This window comes from Cohnella sp. GCM10012308 (assembly GCF_042649185.1).
GTDB lineage: Bacteria > Bacillota > Bacilli > Paenibacillales > Paenibacillaceae > Cohnella.
Map to the genome: position 1 here is coordinate 51,577 of NZ_JBHRYU010000037.1, position 18,607 is coordinate 70,183.

Here is an 18,607-nt window from a genome sequence, read left to right on the forward strand (position 1 = left end):
AAAATGACGGCGCTTCAATGCGCGGTATGCGAGACGGACGACGATTTTGCGCAAGCGAGCTTGTTTCTGCTCGAACATATGCGCGACGTGCATCCTTCGTTTTCCGTGCTCGATACGGTTACGCTCATTTACCATTACCTTACGGAAGGGTCCGTCGTACTGGTAAGAGAAGGCGGAGAAGCGGTGGGACTGGGCGCTTACTACCAGGGGACGAGGGAAGAGGCGTTTGCCGACAAAGAAATCGCATTGATCGACCTGGCGCTCGCCGCCCGCCCGCATCGGGGGACCCGCGTATTTCTGGACGGCTTCGGCTTCATGGTTCGAACGATCTCTGAGCGGCATCCCGAGGTGCGGGAGGTGCGGCTGACCGCGCAGTCCGACAACAAATACCTGAACAGGCTGTACGCAAAGTTCGTGCGGCCCTACGGCGTAAGGGACGGCGCTTTGGGCGAAGAGACGCTTTACGCAGGCCCGATCGAACACATTCTGTCTATGCTCGGCAAATGGAATCGTGTATAGTTGAAATGGATGCTTATCCAATTTTTGTCGAAGGAGGTCGAGAACATGTTCCCGGTTCCCCCAACGGTCGACAAGGGTTCGAATAAGGGCAGCGGTTTCGGAAAAATTGTCATTGCGAATGACAATCTTCGCGTAAAGCCGCAGCAGTAAGATGCTCGGCCGCTCTGCGCAGGCGATGCCGGAGCGGCTCCGCTGCACGATACAAAGGAATCCGGGAGGTAGAGACCGTGACTGGCGGAACGTTCATCCATGCGAACTGCATATTCAGGCACTGCGAGCTTGAAATGGACCACGCCTCCTACCTCCGTTATTTAATATCGCGTCATGGCAGTCTTGAGCTCCCTTATTCATTCGCAACCAAGCTCAGCTTCCTCGCGAGCCCGCTCGTGCTCGGCAAGGCGATGCTGATTCATTGCGAGGATACGTACGAAAACGTTGGCGCCTTCGGCTTCGCATACGGTACCGGACCGGGCGGATACGAGGACAGGGAGAATTGTCAGCTTGAAGTGTTTTATATTGAAGAGAAGCGACGGACGCCGGATCTGATGCTGGCCGCGGCAAGCGAGCTTATGGACGACATTCGCGAAGGTCATGCTGATGTCCGGTACGTCCAGTTTTGGGTGCCGTCGTCGCCCGAAGCGGACAGAGGGCGGCTGCTTCGAAGGATCTCGTCTCTCCCCGGGGCATCGATTACCGACAACGGGGCGCTTGCGTTGTACAAGCTGCCGCTCGACGAGCTTGAGCGATGGATCCGAGGACTGGCGTCGAAACGTGCGGAAAGACGGAAGGTTCGATAATCGCGAGATTCGGGATGCCGAAGGCCCTATGGCCGGAGGTATCCTTTTTTCATGATGGCCCATGTGAGCGGTTTCCGTTTTTGTTTAACCTCCATAATATTAAATTTACTGAAAATTTCTTAATCTAACCTCCGACCTCGGAATTGTATGACCCAAATCCGAACATTCGTTTTTTCTGCAATCGCTAGCGTTCGCCTTTTCGTTTGACAGAGATGTAAGGTTTGGGTTAAACTAAAAACCGGCAAACAGAATCGGAATCGCTCGTATATTATCGGGAATAAGGCCCGATCGTCTCTACCCGGAGACCTTAAATTTCCGGACTACGAGCTCTCGGACGGACGATAGGCGGAATGCGGGACGATCCCTCGCGGGAAGGAACGCGTTGCGCCTTTGCGGCGCCTGGGAGCGAAGCCGGGAATATAGGGAGAGAGACGGGGTTAGACGGAGGGCCGACAACGGCCGGAAGTCGCCCTTTTTTGCGCTTTTAACCGGACCCGTGCCTGGGGATCGCCGCAGCGCGCGGACGGATTCGCGGGCCGGACAAGTTCCGACGGAATTTGTGCAATAATGACAATGAGGAAAAGCTAACGGGGGAAAGGGTGGAACCATGTCGGCAATCGTCGGGGTCATCATGGGCAGCACGTCCGATTGGGAGACGATGAAGAAGGCGTGCGAGGTGCTGGACGAACTGAACGTCCCCTATGAGAAAAAAGTCGTATCGGCGCATCGTACGCCGGATCTGATGTTCGAATATGCGGAATCCGCGGCGCAGCGCGGGCTCAAGGTCATCGTGGCCGGAGCCGGCGGCGCGGCGCATCTGCCCGGCATGGTCGCCGCGAAGACCGTCCTGCCCGTCATCGGCGTGCCCGTGAAGTCCGCCGCCCTGAACGGGCTGGACTCGTTGCTGTCGATCGTCCAGATGCCGGGGGGCATCCCGGTGGCGACGGTCGCGATCGGCGCGGCCGGCGCCACGAACGCGGGCCTGCTGGCGGCGCAGATCGTCGGCGCGTTCGACGCGGACGTGCAGGCGCGCGTCGCCGCGCGGCGCGAGCGGATCACGCAGGACGTGCTGGACAATGCGGTGCTGCCATGAGCGGCCTGAATCGCGAGCTTGAGGGACTGCTGAGCGGCGAAGGCGAGGCTTGCGGCGCAGACGGCTGCGGGCCGGTCGGCGGCGATCAGGGCGCGGCGGCAGACGCTGCGGGCGCAGAGGCGGCGAAGCCGGCGCGTCCGATCCTGCCCGGCGCCACGATCGGCGTTCTGGGTGGCGGGCAACTGGGCCGGATGCTGGCGCACGCGGGCAGCCGGATGGGCTACCGCTTCGTGGCGCTCGATCCGACGCCCGACGCGCCTTGCGGCCAGACGGCCGAGCAGATCGTGGCCGGCTACGCCGACCGCGACGCGGCGCGCGAGCTGGCGCGCCGCAGCGACGTCATCACGTACGAGTTCGAGAACGTGGACGCGGACGTCGCGGCGATGCTGGAAGCGGAATCGTACGTGCCGCAGGGCAGCGCCCTGCTGCATACGACGCAGCATCGGCTGCGCGAGAAGCGCGCCATCGAGGCGGCGGGCGCGCGGGTCGCACCTTATGCCGAGATCGCGAGCCTCGCCGACCTGCAGGAGGCGGCCGAGCGTCTCGGGCTTCCCGCCGTGCTGAAGACGGCGACCGGCGGCTACGACGGCAAGGGCCAATGGGTGCTTCGCGGCACGGACGAGCTGGCTCCCGCCTGGGACGAGGCGAGCCGCGCCGGCACCGAGCTCGTGCTCGAGAAGTTTATCGACTTCGAGAGGGAGATCTCGGTTATCGCCGCACGCAGGCCGTCGGGAGAGATCCGAACGTTCCCCCCTGCCGAGAATATACACGTTCGCAATATATTGCATTTATCCATCGTGCCAGCGCGGGTGCCGGACACCGTGATCGCCGAGGCGGAGCGCCTCGCGGTATCGATCGCGGAGACGCTCGGCGCCGTCGGCCTGATCGCGGTCGAGATGTTCGTCGCGAAGGACGGCACGCTGTTCGTCAACGAGCTGGCGCCGCGGCCGCACAATTCCGGGCACTATACGATGGAGGCATGCCGCACGTCCCAGTTCGAGCAGCATATCCGGGCGATCTGCGACCTGCCGCTCGGCGACACCTCGCTATTGTCGCCCGTCGTGATGGGCAATATCCTTGGCGAGCACGTCGAGCCGCTGCTGGATTGGATGCAGGCGCGCGACCCGGAGGCCGACAGGCTTGGCGTCGCGCCGAAGATTCACCTGTACGGCAAGGCCGAGGCCAAGACCGGACGCAAGATGGGCCACGTCAACGTGCTGGCCGCGGATACCGCAGCCGCGCTCGCTTGGATCAACGAATCAACCATTTGGAGGGTCTAATCCATCATGATCGAACGCTACAGCCGCCCCGAGATGCGGGCTATCTGGACTGAAGAAAACAAATTCAAAGCATGGCTCGAGGTCGAGCTGTGCGCATGCGAGGCTTGGGCGGAGCTCGGCCATATCCCGAAGGCGGACACCGTGCTGCTGCGCCAGAACGCCAAGTTCGACATCGACCGCATCAACGAGATCGAGCTGGAGACCCGCCACGACGTCATCGCGTTCACGCGCGCCGTCTCCGAGAGCCTTGGCGAGGAGCGCAAGTGGGTGCATTACGGCATGACGTCGACGGACGTCGTCGACACCGCCCTTGGCTACGTGCTGAAGCAAGCCAACGAGATTCTCGAGCGCGACCTCGTGAACTTCATCGCCATCCTTCGCGACCAGGCGATCCAATACAAGTCGACCCCGATGATGGGCCGCACGCACGGCGTGCACGCCGAGCCGACGACGTTCGGCCTGAAGCTCGCCCTATGGCACGAAGAGATGAAGCGCAACCTGGAGCGTTTCCGCAGAGCGGCGGACGAAGTCCAGTACGGCAAAATGTCCGGCGCGGTCGGCACCTACGCCAACCTCGACCCGTTCGTCGAGCAGTACGTGTGCGACAAGCTGGGCATCAGCGCGGCGCCGATCTCCACCCAGACGCTGCAGCGCGACCGTCACGCCGAATATATGGCGACGCTGGCGCTTATCGGCTCGTCGCTAGACAAGTTCGCGACCGAGATCCGCGCGCTGCAGAAGAGCGAGTTCCGCGAAGTCGAGGAGCCGTTCGCCAAAGGCCAGAAGGGCTCGTCGGCGATGCCGCACAAGCGCAATCCGATCGGCTGCGAGAACATCAGCGGTCTCTCCCGCGTCATCCGCGGCCACATGATCACCGCCTACGAGAACGTGGCGCTGTGGCACGAACGCGATATTTCCCACTCCTCCGCCGAGCGCATCATCCTGCCGGACGCGACGATGCTGCTGAATTACATGCTGAACCGCTTCGGCAACATCGTGAAAAACCTGCAGGTTTTCCCCGAGAACATGAAGCGCAACATGCGCAGCACCTACAACGTGCCGTTCTCCGGCCGCATCATGACGAAGCTGATCGACAAAGGCTTCTCCCGCGAGCAGGCGTACGATACCGTGCAGCCGCGCGCGATGCAGGCCTGGGAGGAACAGCGCGACTTCAAGTCCATCGTCTCCGAGACGAAGGAGATCACCGACGCGCTGAGCGCCGATGAGATCGAGGACGCGTTCAACCCTTCGTGGCACCTGAAGCACGTCGATACGATTTTCAAACGGCTCGGTCTGGAATAATCTCTTCCATATAAAGAATGCAGGAGGCTGACATGTCTACAGAAGCGTTATCTACCGCGGAGGGGCTCGTCAAGGCGCCGCTCATCCACAAGGGCAAGGTCAGGGAGCTGTACGACCTCGGCGAGCATCTGCTCATCGTCGTCACCGACCGGATCTCGGCGTTCGACTACGTGCTCGACCCCGCCGTTCCCGAGAAGGGCAAGGTGCTGAATGGCCTTAGCGCCTTCTGGTTCGAGAAGACCAAGGATCTGGTCCCGAACCACGTCGTCCATACGGACGTTCGCAAGCTGGGCGATCTCGTCTCCGAACCGGACAAGCTGGCCGGGCGGATCATGGTTACGAAAAAAGCGCAGCGGATCGACATCGAATGCGTCGTGCGCGGCTACATCACGGGCGGCGGTTGGCGGCAGTATCAGAAGAACGGCGAAGTCAACGGCATTCCGCTTCCTGCCGGCCTGCGCAAGAACGCCAAGCTGGAGGAGCCGATCTTCACCCCCGCTGGCAAAAACGACGTCGGCCACGACGAGGACATCTCCTTCGAGGAGATGGAGCGCCGCATCGGCGCGGAGCTGGCCGCCGGCCTTCGCAAGCGCAGCCTCCTGCTGTACGATTACGCGCTCGCGGTGTGCGAGCACAAGAGTATCATTCTGGCGGACTGCAAGTTCGAATTCGGTCTGCTGGGCGACGAGATCATCCTGATCGACGAGCTGTTCACGCCGGATTCCTCGCGCTTCTGGGCCGAAGAGAAGTACGAGCTCGACATCGAGATCGACAGCATGGACAAGGAGCCGGTTCGCACGTACCTGCTCAGCACCGACTGGGATCGCGACAGCACGCCGCCGCGCCTGCCGGACGATGTAGTGGACGCTACTACGGCGCGCTACCAGGAGATCTACCGCCGGCTGACGGAGCCGACGAGCTACGGCTTCACCGCTTTCCAGCCGATCAAGTATTAGCGGATCGCAATTGCGGCGGGCGCCATCGCAGCAACATTGCGGCGGCCGCCATCGTCAGCAAAACGTCGGAGCTTTAACGCCGCCATCGCCATTAACTGCAAAAATACATCTATTTTCCGATAAATGAGATGGCGCCGCCGGAATAGCTGCAAAAATACATTAATTTTCGAGTGATTGCGGCATTACGCGGCGCCAAAGCTGAGATAACTGTATATATGCAGTTATATCGCCCGGAGGTAGTGAGCGGGAGGTAAATAGCTGCACTTTTGCAGCTATTCCGCTCCGCGAAGCCGGTTGAGAGGAAGGTTGGCGCTATCGTCGCCCTTTCATCCGCAGTCCCTTCCGCAGCTCGCCGTAACTATGCCGCCGTCGCTCTACTTTCGACCATACAGCCCCTAACCCATGTCCCTATCCAGGAGGAGACCCGTCCCATGAAAGCAACGGTATACGTGACGATCAAGGAAAACGTGCTCGACCCGCAAGGCAATGCCGTTCAAGGCTCGCTGCAAACGCTCGGCTTCGACGAAGTCGCGAAGGTCCGCATCGGCAAGTATCTGGAGCTCACGCTCGACACGACCGACCGCGCCGTTGCCGAAGAGCGCGTGAAGGCCATGTGCGAAAAGCTGCTCGCCAACACCGTCATCGAAGACTATCGATTCGAACTGGAGGGCTGAGACCTCATGAAATTCGCGGTCATCGTATTCCCGGGCTCCAACTGCGACCTGGACATGTACAACGCGGTCGTCGACGTCCTGGGCGAGGATGTCGATTACGTCTGGCACACGGCCACCGACCTGTCCGCCTATGACGGCATTCTCGTGCCGGGCGGCTTCTCCTATGGCGATTACCTGCGCTGCGGCGCGATCGCCCAGCTCGCTCCGGTCATGAACGAAGTGCGCAAGGCCGCTGCCGAAGGCAAGTTCGTGCTCGGCGTATGCAACGGCTTCCAGGTGCTTACCGAGGCGGGTCTCCTGCCCGGCGCGCTCATCCGCAACAACAGCCTCAAGTTCCGCTGCCACCCTGTCGGTCTTCGCGTCGAGAACGCGAACACGGCGTTCACCCGCGACTACGCGCAGGGCGAGGTCGTCACGATTCCGATCGCGCACGGCGAAGGCAATTACTACTGCGACGAAGAGATGCTGGCGAGCCTCAAGGCGAACGGCCAGATCGTCTTTACCTACGATGGACTTAATCCGAACGGCTCTGTCGGCAACATCGCCGGCATCTCGAACGAAGCGGGCAACGTCGTCGGCATGATGCCGCACCCGGAGCGCGCGGTCAGCGAGCTGCTCGGCTCGGCGGACGGCGCGAAGATGTTTACGTCAGTACTGAACGCTTGGAGGGAACGCAATGGCGCAGCAAGCACCCGCTAAAGAACCGACGGTCCAGCAGATCGCCGAACAGAAAATCTACAAGCAATTCGGCGTCTCCGATTCCGAATTCGAACTCATCTGCGGTTTCCTCGGACGCCAGCCGAACTACACCGAGATCGGCGTATTCAGCGTCATGTGGTCCGAGCACTGCGCATACAAGAACTCCAAGCCGCTGCTCCGCCGCTTCCCGACGACCGGCCCGCGCGTCCTGATGGGACCGGGCGAAGGCGCCGGCATCGTCGACATCGGCGACAAGCAAGCCGTCGTCTTCAAGATCGAGTCGCACAACCATCCGTCCGCGGTCGAGCCGTATCAAGGCGCCGCGACCGGCGTCGGCGGCATCATCCGCGACATCTTCTCCATGGGCTCCCGCCCGATCGCGCTGCTCAACTCGCTGCGCTTCGGCAAGCTCGAGAGCGACCGCGTCAAGTACCTGTTCGAGCACGTCGTCAGCGGCATCGCCGGCTACGGCAACTGCATCGGCATCCCGACGGTCGCGGGCGAGGTCATGTTCGACGAAGCCTATGAGGGCAACCCGCTCGTCAACGCGATGTGTGTCGGCCTCATCGATCACGACAAGATCCAACGCGGCGTCGCCAAGGGCGTCGGCAACCCGGTATTTTACGTCGGTCCGGCCACCGGCCGCGACGGTATCCACGGCGCGACGTTCGCATCCGAGGATCTGACCGCCGAGTCCGAAGCCAAGCGCTCGGCCGTCCAGGTCGGCGACCCGTTTATGGAGAAGCTCGTCATGGAAGCGACGCTCGAGCTGATCGACTCCGGCATCGTGCTCGGCATCCAGGACATGGGCGCAGCAGGCCTTACCTGCTCGAGCGCCGAGATGGCGTCCAAGGCCGGCAACGGCATGGAGCTGTACCTCGACGAGGTGCCGCAGCGCGAAGAAGGCATGACCGCGTATGAAATGATGCTGTCCGAGTCGCAGGAGCGCATGCTCTTCGTCACCGAGCCGCATCACGAAGCGCAGGCCAAGGCGATCTTTGAGCGTTGGGGATTGCACTGCGCCAAGGTCGGCAAGGTGACGGACGACGGCCGCCTGCGTTTGTTCCACAAGGGCGAAGAGGTTGCCGACATGCCCGTTAAGGCGCTCGTCGACGACTGCCCGGTGTATAACAAGCCTTCCAAGGTGCCGGACTATTATTTGAAAAACGGCTCCATCGATACGAACCGCTACGAGCAGATGCTCGATCTGACGGACTCGCTCAAAAAGGTGCTCGGCTCTCCTTCGCTCGCGAGCAAGGAATGGGTTTACAGCCAGTACGACTACCAGGTCCGCACATCGACCGCGGTCGTTCCCGGCTCGGATGCCGCGGTCGTCGCGATTCGCGGCACGCGCAAGGCGCTCGCCATGACGACGGATTGCAACGGCCGCTACGTATACCTCGATCCCGAGGTTGGCGGACGCATCGCCGTCGCCGAAGCGGCGCGCAACATCGTCTGCTCGGGCGGCGAGCCGCTCGCGATCACGGACAACCTCAACTTTGGCTCGCCGGAGAAGCCGGAAGTATTCTGGCAGATGGAAAAGTCGGTCGACGGCATGGCCGAAGCCTGCCGCTTCCTCGAGACGCCGGTCATCGGCGGCAACGTGTCGCTGTACAACGAGAACGCGAAGGGCGCGATCTACCCGACGCCGGTGGTGGGCATGGTCGGATTGATCACGGACATCGACCATATCACGACGCAAGAGTTCAAGGCCGAAGGCGACGTCATCTACCTGCTCGGCGACACGAAGGCGGAGATCGGCGGCAGCGAGTTCCAATACGCGGTGCACGGCCTGACCGAAGGCCGCCCGCCGGTCATCGACCTGGCTGTGGAAAAAGCGCTGCACGGCGCCGTGCTCGGCGCGATCCGCCAAGGCCTCGTCGCTTCGGCGCATGACCTGTCCGAAGGCGGAATGGCTGCGGCGGTAGCGGAGGCGACGTTCGGACGCGGTCTCGGCGCGAAGGTAGACTTCACGACCAACCTGCGTCCGGATCTGGCGCTGTTCAGCGAATCGCAGTCGCGCATCCTGTTGTCGGCCAAGCCGGAATCCGCTGCGGCGCTCGAAGCTTGGCTCGCCGAGCAAGGCGTGCCGGCGCAGAAGCTCGGCGTCGTAGGCGGAGAAGAGCTGGTCATCGCGGTTAACGGACATACGGCAATTCAGGCACCTGTGAACGAATTCCGCACAGAATGGAAGGAAGCGATCCCATGCCGGATGAAATAATCGCCGGAGCGGGCCGTGCGCTGCCTGTCGTCGAGGGAGCAAGAGCCTCGGCCGACATGCAGCCGCACGGTCCGACCGCGAGCATCCTGCCTTACGACATGAGCGGACGGACCGGCGATCTGCCGTCTTCGCAGACGGAAGGGCTGCCGGCCGCCGAGGCGCGTTTCTGGACCGGGGATTATTATAATCAGGGCAACGACCAGGCTTCGGGCATGATGGACAAGCTGAAGGAAGAATGCGGCGTGTTCGGCGTGTTCGGCCACAAGGACGCGGCGGAGCTGTCTTACTACGGACTGCACGCGCTGCAGCACCGCGGCGAGGAGAGCTGCGGCATCTGCACGTCGGATCTCGGCGGGGACTTCCACTATCACCGCGGTATGGGCCTGGTGAAGGAAGTATTCGACCGCGACCGGCTGGATTCGCTCGTCGGCGCCAACGCGATCGGCCACGTCCGCTACTCGACGGCCGGCGCGAGCCGGCTGGCGAATGCGCAGCCGCTCGTCTTCAAGTATCGAGGCGGCGACCTGGCCGTCTGTACCAACGGCAACCTCGTCAACGAGCCGATCATCCGGCGCGAGCTTGAGGATTCGGGCTCGATCTTCCAGACGACGAGCGACACCGAAGTTATCGCGCATATGATCGCGCGCTCGTCCAAGGATCTGGTCGAGGCGGTCAAGGACGCGTTCTCGCGTCTGATCGGGGGCTTCGCGTTCCTGATCATGACCAAGGACGTGCTGATCGCGGCCTGCGATCCGAACGGCTTGCGTCCGATGGTCATGGGCCGGCTCGGCGACGCCTACATTTTCGCGTCCGAGTCCTGCTCGTTCGAGGTGATCGGCGCCGAGTACGTTCGCGACGTCGAGCCGGGCGAGATCATCGTATTGGACCGGAACGGCATCCGCGAGGAACGTTATGCGGTACTGCAGCGGCGCTCTGTGTGCGCAATGGAGTACATTTACTTTGCGCGCCCCGACAGCGACATCGGCACGATTAACCTGCACAGCGCCCGCAAGCGCATGGGCCAGCAGCTCGCGCTGGAGTCGTTCGTCGACGCCGACATCGTGACGGGCGTGCCGGATTCGAGCATCTCTGCCGCGATCGGCTACGCCGAGCAGACGGGCATTCCTTACGAGCTCGGACTCATCAAAAACAAATATACCGGACGCACCTTCATCCAGCCCTCCCAAGAGCTGCGCGAGAAGGGCGTCAAGATGAAGCTGTCCGCCGTCCGCAAGGTCGTGCAAGGCAAGCGCGTCGTCATGATCGACGATTCGATCGTGCGGGGCACCACCTCGCTGCGCATCGTCAACCTGCTTCGCGAGGCGGGCGCACTTGAAGTGCATGTGCGCATCACATCGCCGCCTTTCGCGAATCCTTGCTACTATGGCATCGACACGCCGGACCGCCGCGATCTCATCGCGTCGAGCAAGACGGTCGAAGAGATCCGCAAGGCGATTAACGCGGACTCGCTGTATTTCCTCAGCAAGCCGGGTCTGCTCGAGGCAGTCGGCGGGGCGGAGGACGAGTACGACCGGGGCCTATGCCTCGGCTGCTTCACCAACGACTACCCGACGCCGGTGGAGTTCGAGGACGCCAAGGCGACGAGCTGCAGCTGCGACTGAGGTATGAGGCGCGTGCTGCTGGCGAGGCATAGCGGCAGATGATGCCGCTAGGCGCCTGTGGCCGAGGTGGTTGTGGGGCGGATATCGGAACTTTATGCCGTTATGTGCCCTTGCCGAGGTGATAGTGGTGTATATAGCGGAACTTATTTCCGCTAAATGCCCGTGCCGAGGTGGTAGTGGAGCGAATAACGGAACATATTTCCTCTATATGCCCGTGCCGAGGTGGTAGCGGAGCGAATAGCGGAACTTAATTCCGCTAAGTGTCCGCGCCGAGGTGGCTATGCGATAATGGCAGAACGATTTGGTTTTACAATCATACCCAAGGGGGCTTAACCCAAGTGTCCGAAGCTTACAAACAAGCTGGCGTCGATATTGCTGCCGGCAACGAAGCGGTCGAACGAATGAAAAAGCACGTGAAGCGCACGATGCGTCCGGAGGTGCTGACGGGACTCGGCGGGTTCGGCGGTCTGTTCGGTCTGAACAAGGACAAGTACGAGGAGCCGGTGCTCGTCTCCGGCACGGACGGCGTCGGCACGAAGCTGAAGCTGGCGTTCGAGATGGACAAACACGACACGATCGGTATCGACGCGGTGGCGATGTGCGTGAACGACGTGGTCGTGACCGGGGCGGAGCCTCTGTTTTTCCTTGACTACCTGGCTTGCGGAAAGCTGGTGCCCGAGAAAATCGAAGCGATCGTCAAAGGCGTCGCGGACGGCTGCGAGCAAGCGGGCTGCGCGTTGATCGGCGGCGAGACTGCGGAGATGCCGGGCATGTACCAGGACGGCGAGTACGATATCGCAGGCTTCACCGTCGGCATCGTGGACAAGCCCAAGGCGATCGACGGCAGCGGCATCGCAGCAGGCGACGCGGTAATCGGTCTCGGCTCGAGCGGCGTTCACTCGAACGGCTTTTCGCTGGTACGCCGGTTGCTGCTGGAAACCAAGGGCTACAAGTTCGAGGAAAAGCTGCCCGAGCTCGAAGGCAAGACGTTGGGAGAAGTACTCATCGAACCGACGCGTATCTACGTCAAGTCGGTGCTGAAGCTGATCGAAAACGTGCAGGTAAAAGGGATGGCTCATATTACCGGCGGCGGTTTTATCGAGAATATCCCGCGCGTGCTGCCTGAGGGCGTCAACGTCGATATCGATCTCGGCGCATGGCCGGTGCAGCCGGTGTTCGGACTTATGCAGCGCGACGGCGCGATCAGCGACCGCGATATGTATACGACGTTTAACATGGGTATCGGCATGGTGCTGGTCGTGCCGGCGGACCAGGCGGAGCAAGCTGTCGCGCTGGCGAGCGAGCTCGGCGAGCAAGCTTATGTCGTCGGTCGCGTGACCGAAGGCTCGCGCGTCGTGACGTTCGGGGGCGCCGAATTCGAATGAGCCGCGACAAGCTCCGCATCGCCGTATTCGCGTCCGGCAGCGGGAGCAACTTCCAGGCGTTGGCCGAAGCGGCGAAAGCCGGCGATCTCGGTCCCGCCGAGATCACGCTGCTCGTCTGCGACAAACCGGAAGCCAAGGTTACGTCTCGTGCACGCGAACTTGGCATCGAGACGTATGCCTTTCGGCCAAAGGAATATGCGTCTCGCGAAGCTTATGAGACCGTGATCGCGGCCGAGCTGGCCGCTCGCGGGATCGGCTTGATCGTGCTGGCCGGTTATATGCGTATATTGACGGACGTGCTGGTCGGCGCATACGAGGGCCGCATGATTAATGTGCATCCGTCGCTGCTGCCGGCGTTTCCAGGCATACGGGCGATCGAGCAGGCGCTTGACTACGGCGTCAAAGTCACCGGCGTTACCGTGCACTTCGTGGACGGCGGTCTCGACAGCGGCCCGATTATCGCGCAGCGAGTCATCGCGCTCGAGACGGGCGACACGGCGGAGACGCTCGCATCGCGTATCCACGCGATCGAGCACGAGATCCTGCCGCGCACGGTGCGACTTATCGCAGAGGGACGCGTCTCGCTGGAGGGGCGCATCGTCACGGTGGAAGCTTAGGTGGGAGCCGGGAACAATTTGCCCTGGATGCACGACATCGCTATTTGCCCGGAAACGTGCCGCCACCGACGAGTAACGATGTCCGACATCGTTATTTGCCCGAAAACGTGCCCGCCACTGACGAATAACGATGTACCACATCGTTATTTGTCCGGAAACGCGCCACACTCGACGAATAACGCTCTGACATACCGCTAGCCGCACCGGAAACGCGCCTCATTCTCCATATAACGCTGCGCGGTATTGCTATTTTTTATCCGACAAACGAACTAACCGATTGCCGGCCTCAAGCGTCACCCCGAATTTATCGCAACATCGCCCCGGGGTGGGCTTATCCCGTTCGCTCAGGAACCAGCGCGCAGCCGCGGCTGAGTGAAGGGGATAACCCCACCCCGGCGGCAATAATCAACCCTATTAGGAGTGGATGAACAGTCATGGCTATCAAAAGAGCGCTGGTCAGCGTATCCGACAAGACGGGCATCACCGAATTTTGCCGCGCGCTCGCCGCGCAAGGCGTGGAGATCATCTCGACGGGCGGAACGCATGCGCTGCTCGAGCGCGAAGGCGTGCCGGTCATCGGCATCTCCGACGTGACGGGCTTCCCGGAAATTCTCGACGGCCGCGTCAAGACGCTGCACCCCGCCGTGCACAGCGGACTGCTCGCGATCCGCGACAGCGCCGAGCATGTTGAGGCGATGGAGAAGCTGGGCCTCGACTACATCGACCTCGTCGTCGTGAACCTGTATCCGTTCAAGGAAACGGTGTCCAAGCCCGACGTCAGCTATGAGGACGCCATCGAGAACATCGATATCGGCGGTCCGACGATGCTGCGCTCCGCGGCAAAGAACCATGCCTTCGTCTCGGTCGTCGTCGACGCAGGCGACTACGCAGATGTCCTCGCGCAAATCCAAGCCGGCGGCGACACGACGCTCGAGACGCGCAAGCGCCTCGCGGCCAAAGTGTTCCGTCATACGGCAGCTTACGATGCGCTGATCTCCGAGTACTTCGCCGAACAACTCGGCGATCCGCTGCCCGAGAGCCTGACGTTCACCTACGAAAAAGTGCAGGAGCTCCGCTACGGCGAGAACCCGCACCAGCAAGCCGCCTTCTACCGCAAGCCGCTTTCCAAGAAAGGCCCGAGTATCACGACGGCGAAGCAGCTGCACGGCAAAGAGCTGTCCTACAACAATATTAACGACGCTAACGCGGCGCTCGCGATCGTCTCCGAGTTCGACGAGCCGGCCGTCGTGGCGATCAAGCATATGAACCCTTGCGGCGTCGGCATCGGCGCGGATATCGACGAAGCGTACGTCAAAGCGTACGAGTCCGACCCGACTTCGATCTTCGGCGGCATCGTCGCGGCGAACCGCACGATCGACGTCCAGACGGCCGACCGCCTCGCGCAAATTTTCCTCGAGATCATCATCGCGCCGGACTTCACGCCGGAAGCGCTTGAGATTTTGAGCCGCAAAAAGAACATCCGCCTGCTCGCTACAGGCACCGACAGCCAGGTACAGAGCGCGGCCGAGCGCAAGCCGGAATGGCTCGTGACGAGCGTCGACGGCGGCATGCTCGTCCAACAAAGCGACGTTCATTCGCTGGACGAAGCCGATATCCAGGTTGTCACGGAGCGTGCGCCGACGGCCGAAGAGCTCAAGCAGCTGCTTTTCGCCTGGAAGGTCGTCAAGCACGTGAAGTCCAACGCCATCCTGCTCGCTTCCGACAGCATGACGGTCGGCGTGGGCGCCGGTCAGATGAACCGCGTCGGCGCGGCCCGCATCGCCATCGAGCAAGCCGGCGACAAGTCCAAGGGCGCGGTGCTCGCATCGGATGCGTTTTTCCCGATGGGAGACACGGTTGAACTGGCGGCGCAAGCAGGCATCACGGCGATCATCCAGCCGGGCGGCTCGGTGAAGGACGCGGAGTCCGTCGCTGCAGCTAACGCTGCCGGCATCGCGATGGTTGTCACGGGCGTTCGTCACTTCAAGCATTGATCGGCAGGGGGAGAACGAGAATATGCGTATACTAGTCATAGGCCGCGGCGGCCGGGAGCATACGATTATCTGGGCGCTGCGCAAAAATCCGAAGGCCGAGCACATCTTCTGCGCGCCGGGCAACGCGGGGATCGCGCAGCTCGCCGAGTTGGTGCCGATCGGTGAGCTGGAGTTCGACAAGCTGGTGCAGTTCGCCAAAGACCAGGCGATCGATCTTGTCGTCGTCGGACCGGACGATCCGCTGGCGGCGGGCATCGTCGACGCGTTCGAAGCGGCATCCATCCCGGTGTACGGGCCGAACAAGGCTGCGGCGGAGATCGAAGGCAGCAAGATTTTTATGAAAAACCTGCTCAAAAAGTATGATATTCCGACCGCGAAGTACGAAACGTTCACCGACTACGCAGCCGCGCGCGACTACCTGGCCGCTCAGCCGGTGCCGATCGTCATCAAGGCGGACGGTCTTGCTGCGGGCAAGGGCGTGACCGTCTGCTTCACCCGCGAGGAAGCGGAGCAGGCGCTCAAAGACACGATGGTCGACAAGTCGTTCGGCGCGGCCGGCGACAAGATCGTCATCGAGGAATTCATGACTGGGCAGGAGATGTCGATCCTGGCGTTCGTTGACGGCGAGACTGTTCGGGCGATGCCGGCGGCGCAGGACCACAAGCCTGCGTACGACGGCGACAAAGGCCCGAACACGGGCGGCATGGGCACCTATTCGCCGCTGCCGCACATCCCGCAGTCGATCATCGACGACGCGATCGAGAACATCGTGAAGCCGACCGCGCGCGCAATGGTATCCGAAGGACGCCCGTTCCGCGGCGTGCTGTTCGGCGGTCTCATGCTTACGCCGGAAGGGCCCAAGACGGTCGAGTTCAATGCGCGCTTCGGCGATCCGGAGACGCAGGTCGTGCTGCCGCGCCTTAAGAGCGACTTGCTTGAGATTATTCTGGCGTCTCTCGAAGGACGTCTCGGCGACGTGGAGATCGAATGGAGCGACGAGGCGGCGGTATGCGTCGTGCTCGCTTCCGGCGGTTACCCAGGCTCTTATCCGAAAGGTCTGCCGATCGACGGGCTCGAAGCGGCCGGCGAAGGACTCGTTTTCCATGCTGGTACGGCGGAGCAGGATGGCCGGATCGTAACGGCCGGCGGCCGGGTGCTGGGCATCGTAGGACTGGGCGCCGGCATCGCCCAAGCGCGTAATGCGGCTTACCGGACTGCGTCCGGCATCACGTTCGAAGGCAAGCAGAACCGCACGGACATCGCCGCGAAGGCACTGGTTTAATCGTCTGAAATACAGGAGCCGCTTCCGCGCTATAGCAGCGCCTAAGCGGCTCTTTTCTTTACTGTTTATAAAACAGCGCTTTGCGGTTGGCGACGACAAAAACGACGGCGATAATCGATCCGACGATCAACATCGACGTGAGCACGTGCGCAGATACCCAGTCGGTGAAGGCTTCCATCCGATAACCTCCTCATTCTCGCTACAATTTGCGATTCGGGATGGTTAGTGTTCCCCAGTAACGCCTTTATTTCTCTCCGCTCTGTATTGACAGAAGGTGTGCCTGGCGTTATATTTAATACATAGTAATTTAATCGGAATTAATGGAAAAAGGGAGGACGTTCTCATGGAGCGCTCTTTAACGATACGATACGGCGATTTGTCGCTGGCGGCTACGATTCATTATCCTTCTCAGGAAGGGAAGACCGAATGCAATAAGCTGCCGCTTGTCATTATTAATCATGGCTTCGTGGGCAGCCGCATCGGCGTGGATCGGCTCTTCGTGCTCGCGGCACGCGAGTTTGCCGGACGGGGCAACCTGGTGATCCGATTCGACTTCGCCGGATGCGGAGAGAGCGAGGGCGCTTATGGGGAGCATGGGCTCGATTCGATGATCGAGCAGACGCGGGCGGTGCTCGACTACGGGCTCGGCCTCGATATCGTCGACCCGACGCGCGTGACGCTCCTCGGCCACAGCCTGGGCGGATCGGTCGCCCTGCTGACGGGCGTGCGCGATCGCCGCGTCAAGTCGCTTGCGCTCTGGTCGCCGGTCGCTTATCCGTTTAACGACATTCTCCGGATCGTAGGACGCAAGGCTTACGACGAAGCCGTAACCAAAGGCCAGGCGGATTATCTGGGCTATTCGATCAAGCCGGCGTTCTTCGATTCGCTGATGAAGCATCAGCCGTTCCAGGAGACGCAGAAGTTCCCCGGCGACGTATTCCTCGTGCACGGGACGGGAGACGAGACGATCCCGGTAGACTACACGTTCCTGCTGGAGAAGACGTTCTGGCTTCGCGGCGAAGGCCGCTGCGAGAAGTCGATTATTTTCCAGGCCGATCATACCTATTCGAAGGGCGAACATAAAGAGCAGCTGTTCAAGGCAACGGGCGATTGGCTCGGCGGCTACGAGCAGCGGCAGCGGGATTGGCAGCACTGGAGTATTTAATCCCTATTGCGCGCAGCCTAAACTTCTACCTCTTTTTTAAGAGGGCCGACATTGGCAAAGGAGCGGGACGACGACAATAAGCCGACCTCTTCCAACGGCTGTCGGATGAGCCTCCGCAAGCTGTTTCGCGCCACTCTGCTTTCGGATATCCGTCAAACCTAAGGACCGTCAGGGCGTTCTGCCCCCGACGGTTTTTTTAATTTGGCGACGATTCTTGGGCAGGGGAAGCGCGTATTCAGCATGCCGGAGCTATTCTGTCGTTTTGCGGGATGAAAAACCTGCATTTATACAGGTATTTTCTCCGGACCGACGACACGCCACGCAAAGGATGCAAATATGCAGGTAAATTTAAAGCACAAGCCGGAAATCGGTTTGGTGGAGGAAAATAACTGCAGATTTGCAGGTATCCAGTCCAAAAGTGCCGACCTCGGCAAAAAAAGCTGCATATTTGCAGGCATTCTCTCGAGAGAACGTCGCGGAGGACATTGGCTGAGCCGCCGGCACGGCTGTCGATCGAGTCATCGGCACGGCTGTCGACCGAGTCATCGGCACGGCTGTCGACCGAGTCATCGGCACGGCTGTCGACCGAGTCATCGGCACGGCTGTCGATCGAGTCATCGGCACGGCTGTCGATCGAGTCATCGGCACGACTGTCGACCAAGCCGCCGGCACGGCTGTCGACCGAGTCATCGGCACGGCTGTCGACCGAGTCATCGGCACGGCTGTCGATCGAGTCATCGGCACGACTGTCGACCAAGCCGCCGGCACGGCTGTCGACCGAGTCATCGGCACGGCTGTCGATCGAGTCATCGGCACGACTGTCGATCGAGTCATCGGCACGACTGTCGACCAAGCCGCCGGCACGGCTGTCGACCGAGTCATCGGCACGGCTGTCGATCGAGTCAACGCTTTGTACAAAATCAAAATGACAAAATTCGATTTTCTCCATTGCGGGGCGGGAGGAGAATGCTTAGTCTTGTAAGAGAATGAGAATCATTCTC

The 18,607-nt window shown here is 61.3% G+C and carries 16 protein-coding genes and 1 riboswitch; of the genes, 15 read left to right on the plus strand and 1 reads right to left on the minus strand.

Translation table 11 applies throughout. The features are described 5' to 3' along the window. The first annotated feature begins 3 nt into the window (after positions 1–3). From ACFOTD_RS28930 to ACFOTD_RS29000, 15 genes are all read left to right on the plus strand, one after another. Positions 4–519, plus strand: a complete 516-nt coding sequence (locus tag ACFOTD_RS28930) for a hypothetical protein (RefSeq protein WP_378123432.1) — start codon at positions 4–6, stop codon at positions 517–519. Between the two features lie 227 nt (positions 520–746). Next, positions 747–1,316 carry a hypothetical protein gene (locus ACFOTD_RS28935; protein WP_378123433.1) on the plus strand — a complete coding sequence of 190 codons (570 nt, stop codon included), beginning with the start codon at positions 747–749 and terminating at the stop codon, positions 1,314–1,316. A gap of 241 nt (positions 1,317–1,557) precedes the next feature. Next, positions 1,558–1,659: riboswitch (purine riboswitch) on the plus strand. A 264-nt stretch (positions 1,660–1,923) separates the two neighbouring features. Next, entirely contained in the window at positions 1,924–2,409 is a 486-nt protein-coding gene (gene purE, locus ACFOTD_RS28940) for a 5-(carboxyamino)imidazole ribonucleotide mutase (protein WP_090108935.1), read from the plus strand. A 5-nt stretch (positions 2,410–2,414) separates the two neighbouring features. Continuing rightward, positions 2,415–3,689, plus strand: coding sequence for a 5-(carboxyamino)imidazole ribonucleotide synthase (gene purK / locus ACFOTD_RS28945; protein WP_378123460.1), 1,275 nt, complete (start codon positions 2,415–2,417; stop codon positions 3,687–3,689). Positions 3,690–3,695: 6 nt separating this feature from the next. Then, entirely contained in the window at positions 3,696–4,991 is a 1,296-nt protein-coding gene (purB, locus tag ACFOTD_RS28950) for an adenylosuccinate lyase (protein WP_378123434.1), read from the plus strand. A gap of 32 nt (positions 4,992–5,023) precedes the next feature. Then, a complete protein-coding gene (locus ACFOTD_RS28955; RefSeq protein WP_378123435.1) occupies positions 5,024–5,947 on the plus strand; it encodes a phosphoribosylaminoimidazolesuccinocarboxamide synthase in 924 nt (307 codons plus the stop codon). 431 nt (positions 5,948–6,378) lie between these two features. Next, positions 6,379–6,621 (plus strand): phosphoribosylformylglycinamidine synthase subunit PurS, encoded by a 243-nt coding sequence (purS, locus tag ACFOTD_RS28960; RefSeq protein WP_277531880.1) that lies wholly within the window; start codon positions 6,379–6,381, stop codon positions 6,619–6,621. Between the two features lie 6 nt (positions 6,622–6,627). Next, the gene (gene purQ, locus ACFOTD_RS28965) at positions 6,628–7,320 is read left to right on the plus strand and encodes a phosphoribosylformylglycinamidine synthase subunit PurQ (RefSeq protein WP_378123436.1); all 693 of its coding nucleotides are present in this window, start codon (positions 6,628–6,630) and stop codon (positions 7,318–7,320) included. Then, positions 7,298–9,541 (plus strand): phosphoribosylformylglycinamidine synthase subunit PurL, encoded by a 2,244-nt coding sequence (gene purL, locus ACFOTD_RS28970; protein ID WP_378123437.1) that lies wholly within the window; start codon positions 7,298–7,300, stop codon positions 9,539–9,541. The genes purQ and purL overlap by 23 nt, the downstream gene beginning before the upstream one ends. Next, complete coding sequence (gene purF / locus ACFOTD_RS28975) at positions 9,526–11,163, plus strand: amidophosphoribosyltransferase (protein ID WP_378123438.1); 1,638 nt, start codon at positions 9,526–9,528, stop codon at positions 11,161–11,163. The genes purL and purF overlap by 16 nt, the downstream gene beginning before the upstream one ends. A 338-nt stretch (positions 11,164–11,501) precedes the next feature. Beyond that, positions 11,502–12,548: a phosphoribosylformylglycinamidine cyclo-ligase gene (purM, locus tag ACFOTD_RS28980; RefSeq protein ID WP_378123439.1), complete on the plus strand. Its 1,047-nt coding sequence runs from the start codon at positions 11,502–11,504 to the stop codon at positions 12,546–12,548. Further along, positions 12,545–13,165: a phosphoribosylglycinamide formyltransferase gene (purN, locus tag ACFOTD_RS28985; RefSeq protein ID WP_378123440.1), complete on the plus strand. Its 621-nt coding sequence runs from the start codon at positions 12,545–12,547 to the stop codon at positions 13,163–13,165. The genes purM and purN overlap by 4 nt, the downstream gene beginning before the upstream one ends. A 434-nt stretch (positions 13,166–13,599) precedes the next feature. Continuing rightward, positions 13,600–15,159, plus strand: a complete 1,560-nt coding sequence (gene purH, locus ACFOTD_RS28990) for a bifunctional phosphoribosylaminoimidazolecarboxamide formyltransferase/IMP cyclohydrolase (RefSeq protein ID WP_378123441.1) — start codon at positions 13,600–13,602, stop codon at positions 15,157–15,159. A 22-nt stretch (positions 15,160–15,181) separates the two neighbouring features. Beyond that, positions 15,182–16,441 (plus strand): phosphoribosylamine--glycine ligase, encoded by a 1,260-nt coding sequence (gene purD, locus ACFOTD_RS28995; RefSeq protein WP_378123442.1) that lies wholly within the window; start codon positions 15,182–15,184, stop codon positions 16,439–16,441. A gap of 343 nt (positions 16,442–16,784) precedes the next feature. Beyond that, the gene (locus tag ACFOTD_RS29000) at positions 16,785–17,606 is read left to right on the plus strand and encodes an alpha/beta hydrolase family protein (RefSeq protein ID WP_378123443.1); all 822 of its coding nucleotides are present in this window, start codon (positions 16,785–16,787) and stop codon (positions 17,604–17,606) included. A gap of 235 nt (positions 17,607–17,841) precedes the next feature. Here ACFOTD_RS29000 and ACFOTD_RS29005 read toward each other — a convergent pair whose 3' ends face one another. Further along, positions 17,842–18,555: a hypothetical protein gene (locus tag ACFOTD_RS29005; protein WP_378123444.1), complete on the minus strand. Its 714-nt coding sequence runs from the start codon at positions 18,553–18,555 to the stop codon at positions 17,842–17,844. Positions 18,556–18,607 lie beyond the last annotated feature (52 nt).